This window comes from Leisingera sp. M523 (genome assembly GCF_025141335.1).
Classification (GTDB): Bacteria; Pseudomonadota; Alphaproteobacteria; order Rhodobacterales; family Rhodobacteraceae; genus Leisingera.
This window is the reverse complement of sequence record NZ_CP081036.1, coordinates 1,466,852-1,488,162: the sequence shown is the minus strand read 5'-3', so window position 1 is coordinate 1,488,162 and position 21,311 is coordinate 1,466,852. Positions and strand designations below refer to the sequence as shown.

The following is a 21,311-nucleotide window of genomic DNA, read 5'->3' as shown; positions in this document are numbered from 1 at the left end:
GAAAACTTTAGTAAACACCCACTTTACTTTGCGGATGCGCCGCCGTGCTGAGCAATTTGAACACATATTCGCCGACAGAGCGGAAGCAGACGATGTAAAAACTGCCGTCTTCGTTCAACCAGTAGGCGCCAGCCACCTGTGCCAGGCGCGAACGGCGGAACTGGCCTGCCTTGAATGCCGCAGCGTCAAAGTCCACCGGGCTCACTTTGCCCAGTACCTCTCGCGCACCTTCACCCGACAGGCGGAAGAAGGCACGGGCGTCAGAGACATTCGCCGCCAGCGCGTGTTCGCCTTTCAGCGCCCCTGCCAATTCAGCAGTTTTGGCAACCGCATCCTCATAAGGCACCAGCAGCAGCAGCTCGTCCGGCGACATCCAGGCAGCGGCACCGTTTTCGGCAACCGTGATGGAACCCCGGGCCGGAACTTCGGCGTCGGTGGCGGCCTTGACAGCCGCCTTCAGAACCGATGACTCCAGATCGCCGCGCAGGGTGATCATACCCTGCAGGCCTGCATCCTCGACCTTGGCCAGGCCGGAGAACTGCGCGCCGTTCAGTACGGAAACAGCCTTAGACATTCTGCTTTTCCCCTTCCTTGTCGTAGAAGACCGGATCAACGATCTTGGCTTTGTAGGTCTTGCCGTCAGTGCCCGGGAATTCAACCACTTCGCCCATCCGCTTGGTGCCGTGTTTGATCAGGCCCATGGCGATACCGCGGCCCAGGGTCGCGGAATGATAGGTTGAGGTTACCCGGCCGATCATATTGCGCTGGCCGTTGGCGTTGACGCCTTCACCCAATGCATAGGCGCCGTCGGGCAGCACCGAACCGTCCACCGTTTCCAGGCCAACCAGCTGCCAGCGGTCCGGATCCGCCATGTGGGACCGCAGCTGCGCGCGCTTGCCCAGATAGTCTTCCTTCTTCTTCGACAGCGCCCAATGCAGACCCAGATCCTGCGGGATCACGGTGCCATCGGTCTCGTCGCCGATCATGATAAAGCCTTTTTCGGCGCGCAGAATGTGCAGGGTCTCGGTGCCATAAGGCATGACGCCGAATTCCTTGCCTGCTTCCATCAGCGCATCCCAGAACGCCTGGCCTTCCGAGGCCGCAACCGCGATCTCATATGACAGCTCGCCCGAGAAGGAGATCCGGTAAGCACGGGCATCAAAGCCGCCGATCTGACCGTCGCGCCATTCCATGAACGGCAGCGCCTCTTTCGACAGATCCATGCCGCCGCCTGCCTGCGCGTTCAGCTTTTCCAGCACCTTGCGGGCGTTGGGGCCGACCACGGCAACCTGCGCATACTGCTCAGTCACATTGGCAACATAGACTTTCCAGTCCCACCATTCGGTCTGCAGCCATTCTTCCATGTGGCCATGGATGCTTTCGGCACCGCCAGTGGTGGTGTGGCACAGGAAGGTGTCCTCGTCGATGCGGGCAACAACGCCGTCGTCGATCAGGAAACCGTTCTCCGAGCACATCAGGCCATAGCGGCATTTGCCGACCTTCAGCGTGGACATCATGTTGGTATAGAGCATGTCCAGGAACTTGCCCGCATCCGGCCCTTTGACAATCAGCTTGCCCAGGGTCGAGGCATCCAGCAGGCCAAGGTTCTCGCGGGTGTTCTTCACCTCGCGGTTCACCGCGGCATGACGGTCCTCACCGGGTTGGGTGATCGCAAACGGGCGGCGCCACTGGCCAACGGGTTCCCAATCCGCACCGTTCTTGTCCATCCAGTCATAGATCGGTGTCTTGCGCACCGGCTGGAAAATCTCGGCCCGTGCTTCACCTGCAATCGCACCGATCGAGATCGGGTGGTACGGCGGACGGAAGGTGGTGGTGCCCACCGACGGGATTTCCGAGTTCAGCGCGTCCGCAAGGATCGCCAGACCGTTGATGTTGGACAATTTACCCTGGTCGGTCGCCATGCCCAGCGTGGTGTAACGCTTGGTGTGCTCGACGCTTTCATAGCCTTCGCGCGCAGCCAGCTGCACGTCGGAGACCTTGACGTCGTTCTGATAGTCCAGCCAGGACTTCATACGCAGTTTGATGTCCGCCTTGGCCGGCATCAGCCAGACCGCTTCCATCTGCGCCTCATTCTCAGAGACACCCTTGGCAGCCGCCACGGATTTCGCCGGGAAGCCAGCAGCCTCAGCCGCTTTGGCGCCGGCCGCAGCCGCGTCTTCCAGCAGCGCACCCAGGCCGAATTCGCCGTTTGCGGCACCAGCCGGAACCACAAAGCCGTTGCCGTCATGGCCCAGCGGCGGACGCGAGGCATCGGGGCGGAAGTTGGCGTTTTTGTCATCCCAAGTCAGCTTGCCGCCGCAATGGGACCACAGGTGGACCACCGGCGACCAGCCGCCGGACATGGCAACCGCGTCTGCTTCGACGTCTTCGCGGGCGCCGCCTTCACCGTTCTGGGCGCAGATGGAGACCTGGGTCACGCATTTGCCGTCCTTCACCTTGGCAATGGCACGGCCCAGCTCAACCCGGATGCCCTTCTCGCGGACAGCTTCCATCAGTTCGCCGCCGCCGGTTTCGCGAGTGTCAACCACACGGACCACTTCGACCCCGGCCTCATGCAGCACCAATGCGGTGCGATAGGCGTCGTCGTTGTTGGTGGCAACCACAACCTTCTGGCCCGGGTTCACACCCCAGTTCACCACGTAGTCGCGCATCGAACCAGCCAGCATCACGCCCGGCACATCGTTGCCCGCAAAGGACAGCGGCCGTTCAATGGCACCGGTTGCGGTGACGATCTGGCTGGCACGGACCCGCCACAGACGGTGGCGCGGACCGCCCTGGCCCGGCGCGTGGTCGGTCAGACGCTCATAGCCCAGGGCATAGCCGTGGTCATAGACACCCGACCCCATGCAGCGGTCGCGGAGCGTAACGTTCTCCATCGCACCCAGCTCGGCCAGGGTCTTGGCGATCCAGGCGTCAGGGGCTTCACCGTCGATGGTGCCGCCGTCGACCGGTGCCCGGCCGCCCCAATGGTTGTTCTGCTCCATCACCAGCACTTTGGCGCCGGTGGCCGCAGCCGCCTTGGCGGCCTGCAGGCCGGCAACGCCGCCACCGATCACCAGCACATCCGCAAAGAAGTAAAAGTGCTCGTAGGTGTCGGCATCCTTCAGCTCGGCGTCAGGCGCATTGCCCAAACCGGCGGATTTGCGGATGATCGGCTCATACACATGCTTCCACAGCGGGCGCGGGTGGATGAACATCTTGTAATAAAAGCCGGCCGTCAGAAACCGCGACAGCTTGTTGTTGATTGACAGAACGTCGAACTCCAGGCTGGGCCAGTGGTTCTGCGAATTCGCCGACAGCCCCGAGAACAGCTCGGTGGTGGTGGCGCGCTGGTTCGGCTCGTAACGGTCGCCCACACCCAGCTGCATCAGCGCATTGGGCTCTTCCGAACCGGATGCGACAACGCCGCGCGGGCGGTGGTATTTGAACGAACGGCCCATCATCACCTGGCCGTTGGCCAGAAGGGCGGACGCCAGTGTATCGCCGGCAAAACCCTTCATGGATTTGCCATTGAAGGTGAAGGCGATCTGTTTGGAGCGGTCGATCAGCCGGCCATGCTTGGCAAGACGCGTGCTCATGTGCGCAGACCTTTCAAAAGAAAAGCAGGTGTTTCAGTCAGGCGGCGGATCATTTCTGACCGTCCGAGAATTCGCGCCAGGACCAGCCGGGGCGTTTTGCGGTGATCTTGTCCATGATCTCCTGCGTCGGCACGGCGGTCTGGGCGGTGTAGGTGCCAAAGACCTCCAGCGTCATGGTGCAGCGGGCGGCGTGGAACCACTTGCCGCAGCCATTGGCATGGCGCCAGCGTTCAAAATGAACGCCTTTGGGGTTTTCGCGCATGAACAGGTAGTCATGGAACTCATCATCCGAGGAACCGGGGCCGAAACGCTTCAGATGCGCTTCGCCGCCCGCGGCCAGTTCGGTTTCTTCGGCTTTGACGCCGCAGTAAGGGCATTCAAGGATCAGCATTGTGCGGACCTCTCCAACTGGGGGCCAAGGATTTTCAAAAATCCTTGGCAAAATTCTTCGAAGAATTTTGCGGCGGCGCGCGGCATCAGTGTGCCACACCCGCAGCGACGCTCTCGTCGATGAACTTGCCTTCTTTGAAGCGCATCATCGAGAACTCCTCGGTCAGCGGCGAATGGCCGGTGGCCATCAACTCTGCCATCGCCCAGCCGGACCCCGGGATCGACTTAAAGCCGCCGGTACCCCAGCCGCAGTTGACAAAGCAGTTCTGCACAGGCGTTTTCGAGATGATCGGCGAGCGGTCGCCGGTCACATCCACAATGCCGCCCCACTGGCGCAGCATCTTGAGACGCGACACCATCGGGAAAGTTTCAACCAGGGCGCGCACGGTTTCCTCGATATGGTGGAACGAACCGCGCTGAGTATAGTTGTTGAACCCGTCGGTGCCGCCGCCAATGACCATCTCGCCCTTATCGGACTGGGACATGTAGCCGTGCACGGTGTTGGCCATCACAACCACATCCATGCAGGGTTTGATCGGCTCGGAGACCATCGCCTGCAGGGCCACCGATTCCATCGGCAGACGGAAGCCCGCCCGCTCGGCCAGAACCGAAGCATTACCCGCAACGATCATGCCGATCTTGTCGCAGTCGATCGCGCCCTTGGTGGTGTCGACACCCACGGTGCGGCCGTTCTCGGTGCGCACGCCGGTGACTTCGCATTGCTGGATGATGTCCATGCCCATGTCGGAACAAGCCCGCGCATAACCCCAGGCCACCGCATCGTGACGGGCGGTGCCGCCGCGTTCCTGCCACAGGCCGCCCAGAACCGGGTAACGGGGACCGTGCAGGTTGATGATCGGCACCAGTTCCTTGACCCGCTCAGGGGTGATCCACTCAGTCGGGACACCCTGCTGCAGGTTGGCATGCGCAGTGCGTTTGTAACCGCGGATCTCATGCTCGGTCTGGGCCAGCATGATCACGCCGCGCGGGCTGAACATCACGTTATAGTTCAGATCCTGCGACATGGTCTCATACAGGCTGCGCGCCTTTTCATAGATCGCAGCGGACGGGTCCTGCAGGTAGTTCGAGCGGATGATGGTTGTGTTCCGGCCCGTATTGCCGCCCCCCAGCCAGCCTTTCTCGATAATTGCGACATTGGTGATGCCGAAATTCTTGCCCAGGTAATAGGCAGTGGCAAGGCCATGCCCGCCCGCCCCGACGATGACGACATCATAATGGCGTTTGGGTTCAGGCGAGCGCCAGGCGCGCTCCCATCCGGTGTGATAGCGCAGGGCTTCCCGCGCGACGGCAAAAGCTGAATAGCGTTTCATGAGCGAATCCGATGGTTCGTGTCTGGTAGCGGGTATGCCTGAAATGCATAACAGACCAGTGCCGTTTATCGCCCTGTTTCTGCGTTATTGCGACATAAGAAACGGTCGCAATCCGACGGGAGGCGTCCGGGCGCGGCAGTTTGGCCCTTTTGTTCATCCGCCTCCGCATATAGATGCAACCCAAACTTCGGAGACGGCATGATTTTCTGGACAGTCACCGCCCTTATCGCGTTCTCGGCAGCCTTTCTGCTGGCCATGATCCTTATTCGCGCCCGCACATTGGGCGAACCCGCCGCGGCCTACGACCTGCGTGTCTACCGCCAGCAGCTGCGCGAAGTGGACAAGGATCTGGCCCGCGGCGTCATCAATACTGGCGACGCCGACCGCATCCGCACCGAGATTTCCCGCCGCATCCTGGCCGCCGATACCCAGCTGCAGCAGGCGCAGTCAGGCCGCCCGCAACCCCGCACCCTGTCGCTGGTCTTTGGCATAGCAACAGCGCTGCTGATCACCGGCGGCACCCTGGGGATCTACTGGCAGCTGGGCGCGCCGGGCTATGGCGACCTGGGCCTGAAGGACCGTATCCAGCTGGCAGGCCAACGCGCCGAAAACCGCCCCTCTCAGACCGAGGCTGAGGCCGAAGTGCCCGCCCTGCCCAAGCCGCAGGTCGAGGAAGGTTACGTCACACTGGTGGAGCAGCTGCGCAAGACGGCTAGTGAACGTACGGGCGATGCCCAGGGCCAGGCCCTGCTGGCGCAGCACGAGGCGAACCTTGGCAATTTCAAAGCCGCCTATGTTGCCAAGACCAGTTACATCCGGCTGGCAGAGGGTCAGGTCAATGCCCGCGACTTCACTGAACTGGCCGAGTTGAAGATCATGGCCGCCGGCGGCTATGTCTCGCCCGAGGCCCAGACCGACCTGCAGAAAGCACGCGCCATTGATCCCGCACACGGGCCTGCCCGCTATTACTGGGGCCTGATGCTGGGGCAGATCGGCCGCCCGGACCTGGCCTACCGCGAATGGGCGGCAACCCTGCGTGCAGGCCCCGCGAACGCCCCCTGGATCAAGGGCATCCAGGGTCAGATCGAGGAGATGGCCTTTCGCGCCGGTGTTGAGTACCAGCCGATTGCACCCGGCGGCACCACCGCCCCCGCGCTGCCCGGCCCCAGTGCCGAGGATATGGCCGGCGCCAGCGAGCTCAGCGCTAAGGACCGGCAGGAGATGATCCGTGGCATGGTCACCCGCCTGTCGGACCGGCTGGCAACCGAAGGCGGCTCGGCAGAAGAATGGGCCCGGCTCATCGGCGCCCTTTCGGTTCTGGGCGACACCGACCGCGCCCGCACCATCTATGGCGAGGCCCGTGATGCCTTTGCCGCCGATCAGGAGGCGCTGGCGCTGCTGGAAACCATCGCAGCACAGGCGGGACTTGCAGAATGATCCACGATGTTTTCGAAGATTTCGCCGCCGCCCTGCCGCCGATGCACGCGCTGATGGGGCTGGACCTTGGCACCAAGACCATCGGCGTCGCCGTCTCCGACCGCATCGGCGCTGTGGCCACGCCGCTGGAAACTGTAAAGCGCAAGAAGTTCTCACTGGACGCCGCCCGCCTTTTGGAAATCATCACGATACGCGACATCAGCGGTATCGTCCTTGGCCTGCCCCGCAATATGGACGGCTCTGAGGGGCCGCGCTGCCAATCCACCCGCTCCTTCGCCCGCAACCTGGGCCGGCTCACCGAACTGCCTATTGGTTTCTGGGACGAACGCCTCAGCACCGTTGCGGCAGAAAAAGCGCTTCTTGAGGCAGATACGACACGCAAACGCCGCGCAGAGGTTATCGACCACGTCGCGGCCTCCTATATTCTTCAGGGGGCATTGGACCGGATGCGGCATTTGAAGAACGGGTGAATGATGACTGACGACGTATGGAAACGGGACGAGATCCAAAGCCCCTGCATCAAGATCTGCGTCGTCCACCCCGAGTCGCGCATCTGCACCGGCTGCTACCGCACAATTGACGAGATCCGCGACTGGTCGAAAATGACCAACGAGGACCGTGCCGGCATCATGAACGATCTGCCGGAGCGCGCCAGCAAACTGGTCAAGCGCCGCGGCGGCCGCAGCGCCCGGTTAAAGCGCAGTTAGCGCGGCGCGCGGAGGGGTAAGGTTCTGTAAATCATGCGGAATAAGCACTGACCCAATGTTTCGCGCGCGAAACATTCAGGCAGGATTGCTGACCTATTCGCTGAGGGCGCGCGCCTGTACGTGGGGTGGCGCTGCAAGAGTCGGAAACTGCCGCTTTATCGCTGCCGAGTATTTGCCAGGCCGCGGCGATATCCTGCCCTCTCCCAAGCGCCAGCCCGCCGGAACGGGCAGGCGCTCGCCCGGCGCCTACGGCTTGTTCAGGGCGGGCAGGCACCACCTAGTTACGAGAAGCAAATTTCTTCACATCAACGACCACCACCCCTGTTAACAATGGCAGAAAAAGCCACACAAAATACGGGATTATGTAACTTGATCTGCTTTGAAGGTAGTAGTCAGGCTCGTAGACCACGTAGTAGATCATTGCAACCTGAACCGCTGCACAAACTACCAGTACTTTCACAAGCCAAGACCATCCGCCGTTCGCTATAAAATACTCAAAAAAGTCGGATCTGCCCGGCATCCTATACCTCCATCTTCATTTCGAAACTCTTTGAAATCAGAAACCCCGATAACCCGAGCGCAAACAGCAGAACAGGCAACGTGAGGAAACCATAGTTTGCCGGGCTAACCGAGGTCAGCAAGTCCAACGCCACTAAGGCCAGAATGCCCGCAACTGCCAGCCAGGACACTGCACACTACAAATTTGGACCCAGCCTCTTCCACCATTGGGCAAAGGCAAGAAGGTCAGTTACGACCATCGGCAGCACACCGGCAAACACTATCGCGCAGCGCGAAACTGCGTTTTCAAGATTTGCATCCGTGTAGTCTCCGCGTCTGAACAGGCCGCCAGTTGCAACTATGTTTCCGCACGCGGAAAAACTAGCAGAAGTATGGTGGCGTCACCAAACGTCAGCGTCAAGCAATGCCACAATAGAACGCGCATTTCTCCCCCTTACCTTGGCAGCTCACCCCTCCGCCAGCCACCCCTTGGTCCAATCCGCCAGCTCCGGGCGGAAGTATGCAATCATGCGGCCCTCTTCCGGCGCATTTGCCGCCGCGCCCCAGGGTGCAACCCCGTGCAGGCACAGCCGGTGCATCAGGTAAGACTCACCGGGCTTGGCATGCACAGTGATCCGCGGGCAGGTCTCGAACACCTCGGCGCGCGCAGCCGTATAGGCGTCGGTCACATCCACATCCGCCCAGCCTTCCTGCGGCACCCCCTCAAACGCGGCAGTAAAGGCGCGGCGCATGATGTGGTGGCTGCCCTCCCAGATCACCAAGGGCGCGGCATCGGGGCTGCTTTCATTCAGCGGGATCCCCAGCACCCAGGCGTGCGGCTCCTCGACCTTGCGGCGGCGGTGCTCGCCAAACATTTTCACCCCGTCCACATGCGCCGCATCGCGTTTGACGCGGTAGCGGAAGGCCGCCTCGCCTTCGCCCGGACGCGGCCGCGGATAGCCGGGAAAGACCGAGGACACCTGCGCCCGGTGCAGGTCCGGGATGGGACCGATGTTCCGGGTGATGAACTCCACCGGCGCGCCTGACAGCGGCGGCCCGTCCGGCAGACGGCCTGCTGCATCATTCGGCAACGCATCGACCCCAATGAACCATGTCCGTTCGCACTGGAACCATTCAGCGCAGGCCGGGTCGTCCAGCGACCGGATGCCATGCTGCAACGCATCCGCGGCCCAGGCGGCCATTTGGCGGTCCTGGGCGAAGCGCACCCAGCCCTTGCCCTGAAACTGTTCGAATTGCGTATTCATAGCCTTCAATATCCAAATGCCTTGCGCAGCATGTTGAGCCCCACCAGCACCAGAAAGGCCCCGAACACCCGCTTCAGCGGTTTGGGATCCATTGCATGGGCCAGCTTCACGCCCCAGGGCGCGGTGATCAGCGTCATCGCGATCACAATGAAAAACGCCACCAGATTAACGGCCCCGACGGTGAACGGAGGCCGCGTGGCCGGGTCCAGATCCAACAGCAGGAACCCCGCGACCGACGGCACCGCAATGATCACGCCAAAGCCTGCGGCGGTCGCCACCGCCCGATGCACCGCCACCCCGTGCAGGGTCATCAAAGGGACTCCAAAGCTGCCGCCGCCGATGCCCATCAGCACCGACAGGAACCCGACCAAGGGAGACAGCATAAGCCGCTTGGCCCCCTTAGGCATGGCTTCAGACAGCCGCCAGTCGGCGCGACCCAGCCCCAGGTAGCAGCCGATCGCCAGTGCCATCCCGCCAAACACCCCTTGCAGCACGGTGGAGCGCAAGGAGGACACTGCCAGAACGCCGACGATTGCCCCCAGCGCAATGCCAAAGCCCCAGTTGCGCAGAATCTGCCAATCCACCGCGCCCTTCCTGTTATGGCTCAGAACCGAGCGCAGAGAGGTCACGATAATGGTCGCCAGTGAGGTCGCAAGGCAGATCTGCATCAGCTGATCGCCGCCATATCCAAGTGTTTGAAAGGCATAGAAAAAGCCCGGTACCAGCACGATGCCGCCGCCAACCCCCAATAGCCCTGCCAGAACCCCGGCGAATGCGCCGATCACCAGCAGCAGCCCTGCCATCTGCATCAGCAGCGCAGGCGCTGGCAATAGGGCGGCGGTCAGGGCAGGATCAGTCATGCAGGGCACCTCAGGGCTGGCTTCACCGGCAAAGGGTTAGCCGCCGCAATCCGCTTGCACAAGTCGATAGCCAGCGAGCCGCCGCGTCATGCAGCCGCGCGGTCCGCAACCTGCGCCAGCGCCTGTTCCACCAGTTCCGGCCCGGCCCCGGCGCGGCAGGCCCCCTCGGACAGCATCCGCCGCCATTGCCGCGCGCCGGGGCGGCCGGCAAACAGCCCCAGCATATGCCGGGTGATCTGGTTCAGCTTAGCGCCGTCGCCGAGCCGTTCTTCGATGTAAGGCAGCATAAGCATCACCGCCTCCGCAGGATCGCTTACAGAACCCGTCCCGAAAATCTCCGGGTCCGCAGCACAGAGAACCCCGGCCGGCTGGTGATAGGCCGAACGGCCCACCATCACCCCGTCCAGACCGCGGTCCAGATGCGCCTTGGCCTCGGCCAGCGTCGCAATACCGCCGTTGATCGAGATATGCAGATCAGGAAACGCCGCCTTCATCCGGTGCACCAGATCATAATCCAAGGGTGGAATGTCCCGGTTTTCCTTAGGAGAAAGCCCCTTCAGCCAAGCCTTGCGAGCGTGGATTGTCACCCGCTGGCAGCCCGCCGCGCGGATTTTGTCCAGGAAGTCCGGCAGCACCTCTTCCGGCTCCTGCTCATCGACACCAATGCGGCATTTGACAGTGACTTCAGCCTTCACAGCTGCCTGCATCGCTGCGACGCAATCTGCCACCAGTTCCGGGGTCTGCATCAGCACCGCACCAAAGGCGCCGGATTGCACCCGGTCACTGGGGCAGCCGCAGTTAAGGTTGATCTCGTCATACCCCGCCTGTTCGCCCAGCCGCGCGGCTTCTGCCAGTTCGTCCGGGTCAGACCCTCCAAGCTGCAAAGCAACGGGATGTTCGGCGGTATTGAAGTCCAGCAAATGCAACGCCCCGCCGCGCACCAGTGCCGGCGCGGTCACCATTTCGGTGTACAGCAGCGCCTCCCGGCTCAAAAGCCGGTGCAGATACCTGCAATCGGACGTCGTCCAATCCATCATCGGCGCGATGGAAAGGCGTGCAGCACGCCGAACGTCCGAAAACCCTGATTTTTCCTGGTTTTTCGAATTCACCATCTTCACCGTTTTCCCCGTTCCGGCCCGATTTAGCCCCGTTTTTGAGTGCAGTGCTACAGAATGTAGCACCGACGGCGCCGTGTAGCACTTTTTTCGCCCCAAGTTCCAGCGCCCCATTTCGAGCACTGCCGGACCACTACCCTGCCGCCGAGAAAGAGCTGAAGCTGAGGGGGCATTGAGACACCCATGACCACACTGATGTTGCTGTTGGCCAGCCATGATGGGTGTGAAGAAATCCCATTCCGACAAATGCCCAAGGACTACTTCGGGATCGAACCTGAGGCCCTTGAGCGAAATATTAAAAGGGGGACGATTCAACTCGGCCTGCCTTGTGAAAGCCTGAGAGCCATGCGCACAAGCAACGTGCCCCTAAGTGAGATCCTGCACGTTGGGTAAGGGTCAGCAGGCTCAACTTTTTTTCTCAAACAGGCCGGCTATGTACTTTTGAAGGCCAATATTGAAATCACCCAACGCGAAGTGGACATTTGGGCCACCGCTAGGGTCAGGATGCATTGATTTCCGATCTGCCGGGGAAGCTTATCAACTCCATCAGAAGGCTTTACGTTCTGGGGTTTTGGTCGCGAATCTGCGTCTGATCTGTGTTACAAAAACACAATCCAAGCCTCAGCTACGAAACTTGGTGCTGCAACCAGTGCTACAAAATCTGACACTACTCCAGACCCCCAATAAAATAAGGGGTTTCAGAGCCGCCCTGCCCCATCCATCAAAGTCCGAAGTTTAGTTTCACACTTCCCCATATGAACATGGGTGCAAATATCTGAACAGGGAACAACTTCCATTTTGGCCAGCGGCACCGGACTCCTTGCAGAACTCGCTGATTTTCATCTTGGTGAAGCGATGCTGCTGTCGCCCATCTATTGCGCTTCGTTGCAAGAACAGGTTGCAGGGCGCTGCGAAATATCAATTGCGGGGCAACAGAATGGAAACGATCTGCTCAAACCCCCTCGCCTTGGCGTGCTGAATTGGTGTGACACCGTCGCGGTCGCCTATGCTCTGATCTGCACCGGCTTGCACAAGCAGTTGGACGACCTCCTGGTGATCTGATCCTCCATCGCCCAGAACCACGGCCTCAATCAGGGCGGTCCAATCCAGGTTGTTGACATGATCAAGCGGTGCACCCGCATCGATCAGGCGGCGGACCACCTCGACATGTCCCAAATGGGCGGCGGCAATCAAAGCGGTGCCGTCATAGGGGCTGGTGGTAAGCCCCGGGTCATTGCCCAGTTCGATGGCAAGCGACATAAGTTCAGGGTCGTCGTTCACCGCAGCAATGGTCACCACGTCGTAAGCCTGCCCCTCCAGAGCATTCATGTCGCCCCCCGCCTCAGCCAAGGCGCGCAGGGCGTCATCGTGTGAAGCGTAGGCCGCGACATGGGCGGGAGTGCGGCCCCGGCGGTCCTGGGCATTAAGGTCGGCGCCCGCCGCGATAAGGCGGGCAATCTCCACAAGATCTCCGGTATGGGCGGCGCGATGCAATCCCCGATAGCTGGCGATCTCGGCCCCTGAGGGAGCAGTCTGCGCCTGCGCCGAAGCGGAAAAGACGCTCAGGAGCAGAGCCAAAACACATTTCATCATATCAGACCTCTATGTCGTAAGGGCACCTGCTACCTGAGTGGCAGGCTGCGCTCCGGTCATTCGGCGCCGATTGCATCCAGCCCGGCGCGTGCGCAGGCTTCGTCCAGGTGGCCGCCAGGTGCGCCACCAACCCCGATGCCGCCAACCAGCGCGCCACCGATCCTGATGGACAGGCCACTGCCCTGGATGACCATACGGCTGTTCATATGGCGCAGGCCATCATGCTGCGGGTTCTCGCCAATAAAATTGGCCAAACCTGCAGTGCCGCGCCCCATTGACGCCAAAGTAAACGCTTTGCCGGGCAGCGGATGTGCGCCGGCGCCAGCATATCAGCCCGCTGCCTGCGCGGCAGCCCGCGGTTAGTGCAATAGGCAAATATTAAGACATATCGAATATGCTGAATTCAACTAACCGTATTTTTGCAGCAAGGATTCAGACTATGAGTATGCGATTTCTAGGGCATCTGCCGGTCAAAACAAAGATCGCCATTCTGGTGGCTGCCCCGCTGATGCTCTCACTGTGGTTCATGGGGCAGACACTGCTTCAGCTGAACAAAAACGCGCAGATCAACACGGCCGAGGCCGGCGAAGTGATCGAGCATATGAGCAGCCTTGTTCACAACTTGCAACTGGAGCGTGGCCTCAGCGCCTCCTATTTGGAAAGCTCTGCCACCACTGCGCCGGACAAACTGGTCCAGGTCCGGTTGCAAAACAATACCGCGATGGAGGCCTATCTGGCCGAGATCAGTCACATTGATAAATCCCTCCTCCCGATTGAGGCAGTGCAGGCCATCCAATTTGCCCGGGCCGAACTGGCCAAGAAAAAAGACATCCGCAGTAAGATCGACGGGCACACGCTCTCGCTGAAGCGGACCCTGACCTACTATACGGGGTTGAACGCGGCCCTCATTCAAACCGGGCTGTCGCTGGCACAATCCATTGACAATCCGGTGATCTCGCAGGAGGCCGTCGCGCTGTCCTTCTTCATGCGCGCAATTGATGCCGCCGGGCTGGAACGGGCTGCCGGCGCTGTCGGCTTCAAGCATGGCTGGAAACCGGCCGACCGGGAGACCTTTGTCGCCTATCATGAAGTGTTCAAGGAACGTCTGTCGATGTTCATGGGCTTTGCAACTGCGGAGGACCGCGAAACCGTGAAGGGGCTGTTCACCTCGCCTGAGATGACAAAGTTCGAGGACGTCCGTAAAGGCATCCTAAACGGCGGAGCCCGGACGGAAATGACGGCTGAACAGTGGTTTGAAGCAGCCAGCAAAGCGCTGAAGGTGCTCCAGAAAAAAGAGAGGATCCTGATCGAGCACCTGGAACGGGACATGGCCGGATTCGATGCGGACAACAAGTTTCTGCTGGCGGAAATGGCAGTGTTCACCGGCGTGCTTCTGGTTGCGGTTTTGGGCCTTAGCGTGCTCATCGCACGCGACATGACCAAGAGCCTGTCGGTTCTGAATGGCGCGCTGAAGAAACTGGGCAGCGGCGAAACAGACGTTGACGTGCCAGGTGCAAACCGCCGGGACGAGATTGGTACGGTGGCCCGCAATGTGGTGGATCTGCGCACTGTGACCCAGCGCAAACAGGAAGAGCGTATGGAGGAGGAAAAGCAGCGCCGCGAAGAAGTCATGACTGTTGCGCGCCGCATCGGCGAAGCGCTGATGGACCTCCAGCACAAGCGTTTGGACAAGCCGATCAAAGAGTTCTTCCCGGAAGAGTTCAAATCGATCCGGATGGATATGAACGACTCGCTGCAGGCGCTGAGCGTATCAATCTCCAACATCGGCGAACTGACCAGCAGTGTGGATGAAAGCACCAAATCCATCGCCGAAGCCTCAATGGACCTGGCCCACCGCACCGAAGCGGAATCGGCAACGCTGGAGAAAACCACCCATTCGATCAGCGAGCTGACCGCCAATGTTCAGCAGTCGGCAGACAATGCCGGCCGGGCGGAACAATTGGCGGACAGCGCCCAGAACGGGGTTAAATCCTGTGATGCGGTGGTCAAGGATACCATTGTCGCCATGGACAAACTGCAGGAGTCCTCACAGGAAATCTCGCAGATCACCAAGGTGATTCAGGATATCGCGTTCCAAACCAATCTTCTGGCACTGAATGCCGGGGTCGAGGCCGCCCGCGCCGGCGAAGCAGGCCGCGGGTTTGCGGTGGTCGCCAGCGAGGTGCGGATGCTGGCGCAGCGCTGCGCCGATGCAGTCCAGCAGATTGACGGGCTGACTGCACGCAGTTCGGAACAGGTCAAGAACGGCGCTGCACTGGTGGACCAAGCCGGCACTGCAATGGCGGAGGTAAACGACCAAGTCGCCGAAATTTCCGGTCTTGTCATTGAGATTGCCAGCAATATGAAGGAGCAGTCGTCGCAAATGGGCGACGTCAACACCGCCGTTGGCGAGTTGGAAATGATGGCACAGCAAAATGCCGCCATGGCCGAGGAAACCACTGCTGCAACCACCTCACTGTCCGAGCAGGCCCAGGAACTGCGCGAGCTGGTCCAGCAGTTTGCCGTCGGCGAGGTTGATCCGGCTCAGAACGCGCTGGGTGGTCCGGAGGCTTATGCGCCTCCAGTGGCGGCGATCGATTTTGATGCCGACGACTGGGAAGATCAGGATTTTGGCAGCAGCGCCGCAGCCTGATCCGCTAAGGACCGGAGTTAAGATGTTAATGAATTGGGCAGCCTCTGCGGCTGCCCTAATTGCTTTGCGGTATTGTTTTCCGGGTTCAGGCCCCGGCGCCGCGCAGCACCTCCAGCACCGTTTCCGGCGGAACGTCTCCCGTTACAAACGCCTCGCCGATGCCGCGGGCCAGGATAAACCGCAGCTGACCGGCAACAACTTTTTTGTCTTGTCCCATCAGATCCAGCAGCACCTCTGCCCCCGGCAGATCGCCCGGAATGTCGGCCAGATCGGTCTTCATGCCCATCGCCTTCAGATGCGCCCGCACCCGGCTGGGATCCTCCTGGGAACACAGCCCCAGCTTGGCCGACAGCTCAAACGCCAGGGCACAGCCGATGGCCACGCCTTCGCCATGCAGCAGCCGGCCGGAATACCCGGTGGCCGCCTCCAGCGCGTGGCAGAAGGTATGGCCCAGGTTCAGCAGCGCCCGGTCGCCCTGCTCGGTTTCGTCGCGCACGACAATATCCGCCTTCATCTGCACCGAACGCGCCACGGCCTCAACCCGCGCTGCGACGTCGCCCTCGGCCAGAGCGGGACCGTGTTCTTCGAGCCAGGCAAAAAATCCGGCGTCCCCGAGCAGCCCGTATTTCACCACCTCGCCGTAACCGGACAGGAAATCGCGCGGCGTCAGGGTCTCCAGAACGGATGTATCGGCCAGCACCAGCGCGGGCTGGTGAAAGGCTCCGATCAGGTTTTTGCCCTGGGGCGCATTGATGCCGGTCTTGCCGCCGACCGAGCTGTCGACCTGCGCCAAGAGCGAGGTCGGGATCTGCACAAACCGCACGCCCCGGCGCAGCACCGCAGCGGCAAATCCAGCCAGGTCGCCGATCACACCGCCGCCAAAGGCCACAACCACGTCGCCCCGCTCGACCTTCTGCTCCAGCAGCCATTCCACCGCGCGGGTGAACTGCGGCCAGCCCTTGGTCGCCTCGCCCGGCGGCAGCGCCAGCGCGGTCATCTCAACACCTGCGGCTGCCAGCCCGGCGCGCAAACCCTCCAGATGCTTTTCCGCCACGGTCTCGTCTGTCAGCACCGCCACCTGCGGCCGCTTCAGCAACGGTTTGATCCGCTCCCCCGCCTGCGCCAGCAACCCGGGGCCGATCACCACATCATAGGCCCGCCCGTCCAGAGGCACGTGAACCCTGCGTTCCATCATGTCCACTCCAATACATCGGGGCGTGCCTGCAAGGCCTCAAGCACCCGGTCAACCATGGTTTCAATTGCCGCCTGGCCATCTGAGACAACGGTCAGATCCGCCTTGGCATAAAGCGGCACCCGGTCGCGGTACAGGCCGCTAAGGGTCGCACGCGGGTCGGCTGTGCGCAGCAGCGGCCGGGTGTCGCGGTGGCGCACCCGGTTCCACAGAACCTCCAGATCGGCTTGCAGCCAGACCGAGACCCCTTTGGCGGTTATCACATTGCGGTTTTCTTCTGCCAGGAAAGCGCCGCCGCCCGTCGACAGGACACCGCGTTCCTCCTCCAGCAGGCGCGCGATCACCTGCCGTTCTTTTTGGCGGAAGAACGGCTCGCCGTCGCGGGCAAATATCTCAGGGATGGTCATGTTGGCAGCGGCCTCGATTTCATGGTCGCTGTCCAGGAAAGGCACATCCAGCCGGGCCGCCAGCGCCCGCCCCACGGCGGTCTTGCCGGCGCCCATCATGCCCACCATCACGATGGTCTTCTTCAACTTCCCCGGCACCGGGCCTGCTGCCTTCTGGCCGCTGCTTTGCTCTTTTTCGCTCATTCTTCAGTGAATGACGTGATCTTGCGGAAAAGGGAATATATAACTTGGGCAAAAGAGCAGGAAACAGGCTTTGGATATATCATGGGGCGATTGATTAAGTATCTGGTCTATTTGGCGGTTCTGGCGGCTATCGGGCTGGTGGGCTATGCCTATGTGGGGCCTTGGTTCGGTGCGGATTTCCGCGCGCCCAGCACCGAGGTGCGCAAACCGGTGGTGCTGAATGCGGATTAGGGCGGCTGCCGCCGGGGTGGTGATGGCGGGCAGTGCGCTTGCAAATGAACCCCTGGCGGCGATTGACTGGCTGAACCAGCCGCAGCCGCGCAACGGGCTGCCCGGCACAGTGCTGCTGGAGCCGCCAGTGGCAGGCACGGCTGCATTTCCGTCCGTTTCGGTCACACCTTTGGAAACACTGGTGCCGCCCATCGGGCTGGTTCCGGCCTCGGCAACCGGCCTGCCGGCCGATCTGTGGCGCGGCAGCGCTGCCGATGATGTGACCCATCTGATTGAAACCGTTCCAGTGCGCGGCAGCCCGGCGATGCAGGCGTTGCTGTTCACCCTGCTGCTGTCGGAATCCCGGCCGCCGTCCGCAGCAGGCGACCGGATTCTGCTGGCCCGGCTGGATCGGCTGCTGGCGCTGGGGGCCACGGATCCCTCCCAGGCGCTGGTTGAACATGCAGGCCCCACGGACAGCAAGGACCGTTTCACGCGCTGGTTTGACGCCACCCTTTTGACCGGCAGCGAGGACGCTTCCTGCGCTGCCCTCACCGCCTCGCCGCATCTGTCGGACAGCTACGCGGCCAGGATCTTTTGCGCGGCGCGGCGCAGCGACTGGCCCACGGCAGCACTGATGATGGAAACTGCCCACGCGCTGGAGCTGCTGCCCGAAAACCAGATGCAGCTTCTTGACCGTTTTTTGAACCCCGATCTATTTGAGCAGGCGCCGCCGCTGCGCCGCCCGTCGGATCCGGATCCGCTGACCTTCCGCCTGTTCGAGACCATTGGCGAAGCGATGCCCACCGCGCCCTTGCCGCCGGCCTTTGCCGCGGCCGATCTGCGCGACATTGCCGGCTGGAAGGCGCAGCTGGAGGCGGCAGAGCGGCTGGCCCGTGCCGGGGCGCTCAACCCCAATCAGTATCTTGGCCTGTTCAGCGCCCGTAAACCCGCCGCTTCCGGCGGGATCTGGGACCGGGTTGCAGCGGTTCAGCAGCTGGAAAGCGACCTTGGCTCCGGCAACGCAGACGCCATTGCCCGCTCGCTGCCCCGCGCCTGGGATGCGATGCAACAGGCGGGCACTGAAACCGTGTTTGCCGACCTCTTTGGCGAGCCGCTGGCGCGGGCAGGCCTGAGCGGCCGGACCGCCGCGCTGGCCTGGCGCATCCGCCTGTTGTCGCCGTCTTATGAATTGGCCGCGCATGATGCCCAGGCCGCCGGCGCAAATGATCCGTTCCTGGCAGCCCTGGCCCAGGGCCGGCCTGGTGACGCTGCCGCCCCGTCGCCAATGGCAAAAGCCATAGCATTGGGGTTTGACACAACGGCCCCGGTGCCGCCCGCGATCCGGCAAATACTGAACAACGGCCAGCTGGGCGAAGCGATCCTGCGCAGCATGGTGCTGTTTGCCCAAGGTGCCGACGGCAATCTGGGCGACCTGACCGCGGCGCTGGCCGCGTTCCGGGCTGTCGGGCTGGAGGACACCGCCCGCCGCGCTGCCTTGCAGCTGATGCTGCTGGAGCATCAGTGATATGGCGCCCCCCCGGGACAATTTCCAATGGATCTCAACCTTCCTCGACGCCCAGGCGGCCGAAGCGGGCGCCTCGCAGAACACGCTTCTGGCCTATGGCCGCGACCTTAAGGACCTGACCGCCTGGCTGGAACACCGCACCCTGGGTTTCCTGACAGCCCGCCAGGACGACATCGAGGCCTATCTGATCAACTGCGACGCGCAAGGACTGGCGCGGTCCACCCGGGCGCGCAGGCTGTCGGCGGCCAAGCAGATCTACCGCTTTGCGTTTGAGGAAGGCTGGCGCGAAGACAATCCGGCAATCCAGATCCGCGGCCCTGGACGTGAAAAACGCCTGCCCAAAACACTGGAGGTCATCGAGGTCGACCGCCTGCTGGATGCCGCGCGCCAAACCGGCCGCAGCACCGCAGACCGGCTGCGCAACACCTGTTTGATGGAGCTACTCTATGCCACCGGAATGCGGGTCACCGAGCTGGTCTCGCTGCCGGTTTCCGCCGCCCGCGGCGACCCGCGGATGCTGCTGATCATGGGCAAGGGCGGCAAGGAGCGCATGGTGCCGCTGTCGCCGCCCGCACGCGACGCGCTGGCCGTCTGGCTGGCCACCCGCGACGATACCGAGGCAGCGCATGTAGCAAAGGGCAAGCCCGCCTCGCGTTTCCTGTTCCCCTCCCGCGGCAAGTCCGGCCACCTGACCCGGCACCGCTTTTATCTGCTGATCAAGGAACTGGCGGTCACCGGCGGCGTGTCTCCGGACAAGGTCACGCCGCACACGCTGCGGCACGCCTTTGCCACGCATCTGTTGGCCAATGGCGCCGACCTGCGCGCAATCCAGGCGCTGCTCGGCCACGCCGACATCGCCACCACCGAAATTTACACCCATGTGCTGGACGCCCGCCTGCAGGAACTGGTGCTGGAGCATCACCCGCTGGCCAAGGATACGCGCTGACGCGCCGCTAGAACTTGAAGCGCCTGCGGCAAACCCCCATAAATGCAGCGAACCTTCAACTGACCGGATCTCTGGACCTCTCATGGACACTGCCTCCACCGTACTCGACAGCGCCTTCTGGACCACTGCCGGGGCCATCGTGCTGCTGCTTGTCCTGTCCGGTTTCTTCTCCGGCTCGGAAACTGCGCTGACCGCCGCCTCGCGCGGGAAACTGCGCAGCCAGGCCGATAAAGGCTCGCATGGGGCGCAAAGGGCGCTCAGCGTGACCGAGGACAGCGAAAAGCTGATCGGCTCGGTCCTGCTGGGCAATAACCTTGTCAACATTCTGGGCACGTCGCTGGCGACCGCCCTGTTTACCCGGGCGTTTGGCGAAAGCGGCGTCGCCCTAGCGACCCTGGTGATGACCGTGCTGGTGCTGGTCTTTGCCGAGGTGCTGCCCAAGACTTATGCCATTTCCAACGCCGAAAAAGCCGCCGCGGCCGTAGCGCCAGTGATTGGCGTGCTTGTCACCCTGCTGGCGCCGGTGGTGGGGTTGGTCCGGCTGCTGGTGCGTGGTGTCTTGCTTGTCTTCGGCGTGCGGATCGATCCCGACAGCCACATCATGGCGGTGCGCGAGGAAATTGCGGGCGCGCTGCATCTGGGCCACTCCGAAGGTGTGGTCGAAAAAGAGGACCGCGACCGCATTCTGGGCGCGCTGGATCTTTCCGACCGCTTTGTCGAAGAAATCATGCTGCACCGCTCCCATATCGAGATGATCGACGCCAACGCCGAGCCGGACACTATCCTGGAGCAATGCCTGCAAAGCCCGCATACCCGGCTGCCGGTGTTTCGCGGCGAGCAGGAAAACATTATCGGCGTGGTTCACGCCAAGGACCTGTTCCGGGCGATGTATGAACAAGCCGGCGGTGCGGACGGCGATGCAGGCAAGCTCAAGTTCTTTGACATCTCCGGGGTCGCCAAGGCCCCGTATTTTGTGCCCGAAACCACCACGCTGGACGAGCAGATGCGCCAGTTCCTGCGGATGCGCTCGCATTTTGCGCTGGTGGTGGATGAATACGGCGCGCTGCAGGGGCTGATCACGCTGGAGGATATTCTGGAAGAAATCGTCGGCGAGATCACCGATGAATTCGATCCCGACGAGGAAAGCATCGTCAAGAAAACCACAGATGGATCCTATCTGGTCGATGGCGTCACCACCATCCGCGACCTGAACCGCGCCACCGACTGGAACCTGCCCGATGAGGAGGCCAATACCATTGCCGGCCTCGTCATCCACGAGGCGCAGATGATTCCGACCACAGGCCAGGTGTTCTCCTTCCATGGGTTCCGCTTTGAAGTGACCGAGCGCGAAGGCAACCGGGTGACCGGCCTCAAGATCCGGCCCTTATCGTGACCGG

20 protein-coding genes are annotated in these 21,311 nt (G+C 62.0%); 9 read left to right on the top strand and 11 right to left on the bottom strand.

The genetic code is table 11. From position 1 onward, the window contains the following. Positions 1–7: 7 nt before the first annotated feature. The 4 genes from K3557_RS07385 to K3557_RS07370 form a co-directional block, all read right to left on the bottom strand. The gene (locus tag K3557_RS07385) at positions 8–574 is read right to left on the bottom strand and encodes a sarcosine oxidase subunit gamma (RefSeq protein ID WP_259998827.1); all 567 of its coding nucleotides are present in this window, start codon (positions 572–574) and stop codon (positions 8–10) included. Beyond that, positions 567–3,599, bottom strand: coding sequence for a sarcosine oxidase subunit alpha family protein (locus K3557_RS07380; protein ID WP_259998824.1), 3,033 nt, complete (start codon positions 3,597–3,599; stop codon positions 567–569). The genes K3557_RS07385 and K3557_RS07380 overlap by 8 nt, the downstream gene beginning before the upstream one ends. Positions 3,600–3,648: 49 nt before the next feature. After that, on the bottom strand, positions 3,649–3,990 hold the full coding sequence (locus tag K3557_RS07375) for a sarcosine oxidase subunit delta (protein ID WP_259991778.1): 342 nt from the start codon (positions 3,988–3,990) through the stop codon (positions 3,649–3,651). Between the two features lie 85 nt (positions 3,991–4,075). Further along, complete coding sequence (locus tag K3557_RS07370) at positions 4,076–5,320, bottom strand: sarcosine oxidase subunit beta family protein (protein WP_129371094.1); 1,245 nt, start codon at positions 5,318–5,320, stop codon at positions 4,076–4,078. A 198-nt stretch (positions 5,321–5,518) separates the two neighbouring features. Here K3557_RS07370 and ccmI point away from each other — a divergent pair, with 198 nt between their 5' ends. From ccmI to K3557_RS07355, 3 genes are read left to right on the top strand one after another with little or no spacing between them, the layout of a single operon-like run. Continuing rightward, positions 5,519–6,757, top strand: a complete 1,239-nt coding sequence (ccmI, locus tag K3557_RS07365; protein WP_259998822.1) for a c-type cytochrome biogenesis protein CcmI — start codon at positions 5,519–5,521, stop codon at positions 6,755–6,757. Further along, complete coding sequence (ruvX, locus tag K3557_RS07360; protein WP_259998820.1) at positions 6,754–7,227, top strand: Holliday junction resolvase RuvX; 474 nt, start codon at positions 6,754–6,756, stop codon at positions 7,225–7,227. Before ccmI ends, ruvX begins: the two co-directional genes overlap by 4 nt. A 3-nt stretch (positions 7,228–7,230) precedes the next feature. After that, positions 7,231–7,464 carry a DUF1289 domain-containing protein gene (locus tag K3557_RS07355; RefSeq protein WP_027259205.1) on the top strand — a complete coding sequence of 78 codons (234 nt, stop codon included), beginning with the start codon at positions 7,231–7,233 and terminating at the stop codon, positions 7,462–7,464. A 965-nt stretch (positions 7,465–8,429) separates the two neighbouring features. On the opposite strand, the gene K3557_RS07350 is transcribed toward K3557_RS07355, so the two are convergent. From K3557_RS07350 to dusA, 3 genes are all read right to left on the bottom strand, one after another. Beyond that, positions 8,430–9,227 carry a hypothetical protein gene (locus K3557_RS07350; RefSeq protein WP_259998816.1) on the bottom strand — a complete coding sequence of 266 codons (798 nt, stop codon included), beginning with the start codon at positions 9,225–9,227 and terminating at the stop codon, positions 8,430–8,432. Between the two features lie 5 nt (positions 9,228–9,232). Further along, entirely contained in the window at positions 9,233–10,087 is an 855-nt protein-coding gene (locus tag K3557_RS07345) for a sulfite exporter TauE/SafE family protein (protein WP_259998814.1), read from the bottom strand. 86 nt (positions 10,088–10,173) lie between these two features. Further along, positions 10,174–11,199, bottom strand: coding sequence for a tRNA dihydrouridine(20/20a) synthase DusA (dusA, locus tag K3557_RS07340; RefSeq protein WP_259998812.1), 1,026 nt, complete (start codon positions 11,197–11,199; stop codon positions 10,174–10,176). 186 nt (positions 11,200–11,385) lie between these two features. Between dusA and K3557_RS07335 the strand changes: the two genes are divergently transcribed. Further along, on the top strand, positions 11,386–11,595 hold the full coding sequence (locus K3557_RS07335) for a hypothetical protein (protein ID WP_259998810.1): 210 nt from the start codon (positions 11,386–11,388) through the stop codon (positions 11,593–11,595). Positions 11,596–12,120: 525 nt separating this feature from the next. On the opposite strand, the gene K3557_RS07330 is transcribed toward K3557_RS07335, so the two are convergent. After that, positions 12,121–12,780, bottom strand: a complete 660-nt coding sequence (locus tag K3557_RS07330) for an ankyrin repeat domain-containing protein (RefSeq protein WP_259998808.1) — start codon at positions 12,778–12,780, stop codon at positions 12,121–12,123. A 71-nt stretch (positions 12,781–12,851) separates the two neighbouring features. Next, complete coding sequence (locus K3557_RS07325; protein ID WP_259998806.1) at positions 12,852–13,070, bottom strand: heme-binding protein; 219 nt, start codon at positions 13,068–13,070, stop codon at positions 12,852–12,854. Between the two features lie 164 nt (positions 13,071–13,234). On the opposite strand from K3557_RS07325, the gene K3557_RS07320 reads away from it, so the two are divergent. Further along, a complete protein-coding gene (locus K3557_RS07320) occupies positions 13,235–15,448 on the top strand; it encodes a methyl-accepting chemotaxis protein (protein ID WP_259998804.1) in 2,214 nt (737 codons plus the stop codon). 85 nt (positions 15,449–15,533) lie between these two features. Here K3557_RS07320 and aroB read toward each other — a convergent pair whose 3' ends face one another. Then, complete coding sequence (gene aroB, locus K3557_RS07315; RefSeq protein WP_259998802.1) at positions 15,534–16,640, bottom strand: 3-dehydroquinate synthase; 1,107 nt, start codon at positions 16,638–16,640, stop codon at positions 15,534–15,536. Further along, positions 16,640–17,230, bottom strand: a complete 591-nt coding sequence (locus K3557_RS07310) for a shikimate kinase (RefSeq protein WP_259991762.1) — start codon at positions 17,228–17,230, stop codon at positions 16,640–16,642. Before K3557_RS07310 ends, aroB begins: the two co-directional genes overlap by 1 nt. Positions 17,231–17,311: 81 nt before the next feature. On the opposite strand from K3557_RS07310, the gene K3557_RS07305 reads away from it, so the two are divergent. From K3557_RS07305 to K3557_RS07290, 4 genes are all read left to right on the top strand, one after another. Then, positions 17,312–17,461, top strand: a complete 150-nt coding sequence (locus K3557_RS07305) for a hypothetical protein (RefSeq protein ID WP_169730813.1) — start codon at positions 17,312–17,314, stop codon at positions 17,459–17,461. Then, entirely contained in the window at positions 17,451–18,968 is a 1,518-nt protein-coding gene (locus K3557_RS07300) for a hypothetical protein (RefSeq protein ID WP_259998800.1), read from the top strand. The genes K3557_RS07305 and K3557_RS07300 overlap by 11 nt, the downstream gene beginning before the upstream one ends. 1 nt (position 18,969) lies before the next feature. Continuing rightward, positions 18,970–19,914 (top strand): site-specific tyrosine recombinase XerD, encoded by a 945-nt coding sequence (locus K3557_RS07295; protein WP_259998798.1) that lies wholly within the window; start codon positions 18,970–18,972, stop codon positions 19,912–19,914. Between the two features lie 82 nt (positions 19,915–19,996). Next, positions 19,997–21,307, top strand: a complete 1,311-nt coding sequence (locus K3557_RS07290; protein WP_259991755.1) for an HlyC/CorC family transporter — start codon at positions 19,997–19,999, stop codon at positions 21,305–21,307. Positions 21,308–21,311: the final 4 nt, after the last annotated feature.

Coding starts and splice junctions, on each gene's coding strand:
- K3557_RS07385 (WP_259998827.1), bottom strand. CDS start 574: ATGTCTAAGGCTGTTTCCGTACTGAACGGCGCGCAGTTCTCCGGCCTG.
- ccmI (WP_259998822.1), top strand. CDS start 5,519: ATGATTTTCTGGACAGTCACCGCCCTTATCGCGTTCTCGGCAGCCTTT.
- K3557_RS07325 (WP_259998806.1), bottom strand. CDS start 13,070: ATGGGGCGCGGCACTGCAGGTTTGGCCAATTTTATTGGCGAGAACCCG.
- K3557_RS07335 (WP_259998810.1), top strand. CDS start 11,386: ATGACCACACTGATGTTGCTGTTGGCCAGCCATGATGGGTGTGAAGAA.
- dusA (WP_259998812.1), bottom strand. CDS start 11,199: ATGGTGAATTCGAAAAACCAGGAAAAATCAGGGTTTTCGGACGTTCGG.
- K3557_RS07370 (WP_129371094.1), bottom strand. CDS start 5,320: ATGAAACGCTATTCAGCTTTTGCCGTCGCGCGGGAAGCCCTGCGCTAT.
- K3557_RS07310 (WP_259991762.1), bottom strand. CDS start 17,230: ATGAGCGAAAAAGAGCAAAGCAGCGGCCAGAAGGCAGCAGGCCCGGTG.
- K3557_RS07305 (WP_169730813.1), top strand. CDS start 17,312: ATGGGGCGATTGATTAAGTATCTGGTCTATTTGGCGGTTCTGGCGGCT.
- K3557_RS07375 (WP_259991778.1), bottom strand. CDS start 3,990: ATGCTGATCCTTGAATGCCCTTACTGCGGCGTCAAAGCCGAAGAAACC.
- K3557_RS07345 (WP_259998814.1), bottom strand. CDS start 10,087: ATGACTGATCCTGCCCTGACCGCCGCCCTATTGCCAGCGCCTGCGCTG.
- aroB (WP_259998802.1), bottom strand. CDS start 16,640: ATGGAACGCAGGGTTCACGTGCCTCTGGACGGGCGGGCCTATGATGTG.
- K3557_RS07290 (WP_259991755.1), top strand. CDS start 19,997: ATGGACACTGCCTCCACCGTACTCGACAGCGCCTTCTGGACCACTGCC.
- K3557_RS07355 (WP_027259205.1), top strand. CDS start 7,231: ATGACTGACGACGTATGGAAACGGGACGAGATCCAAAGCCCCTGCATC.
- K3557_RS07380 (WP_259998824.1), bottom strand. CDS start 3,599: ATGAGCACGCGTCTTGCCAAGCATGGCCGGCTGATCGACCGCTCCAAA.
- K3557_RS07295 (WP_259998798.1), top strand. CDS start 18,970: ATGGCGCCCCCCCGGGACAATTTCCAATGGATCTCAACCTTCCTCGAC.
- K3557_RS07320 (WP_259998804.1), top strand. CDS start 13,235: ATGAGTATGCGATTTCTAGGGCATCTGCCGGTCAAAACAAAGATCGCC.
- K3557_RS07300 (WP_259998800.1), top strand. CDS start 17,451: ATGCGGATTAGGGCGGCTGCCGCCGGGGTGGTGATGGCGGGCAGTGCG.
- K3557_RS07350 (WP_259998816.1), bottom strand. CDS start 9,227: ATGAATACGCAATTCGAACAGTTTCAGGGCAAGGGCTGGGTGCGCTTC.
- ruvX (WP_259998820.1), top strand. CDS start 6,754: ATGATCCACGATGTTTTCGAAGATTTCGCCGCCGCCCTGCCGCCGATG.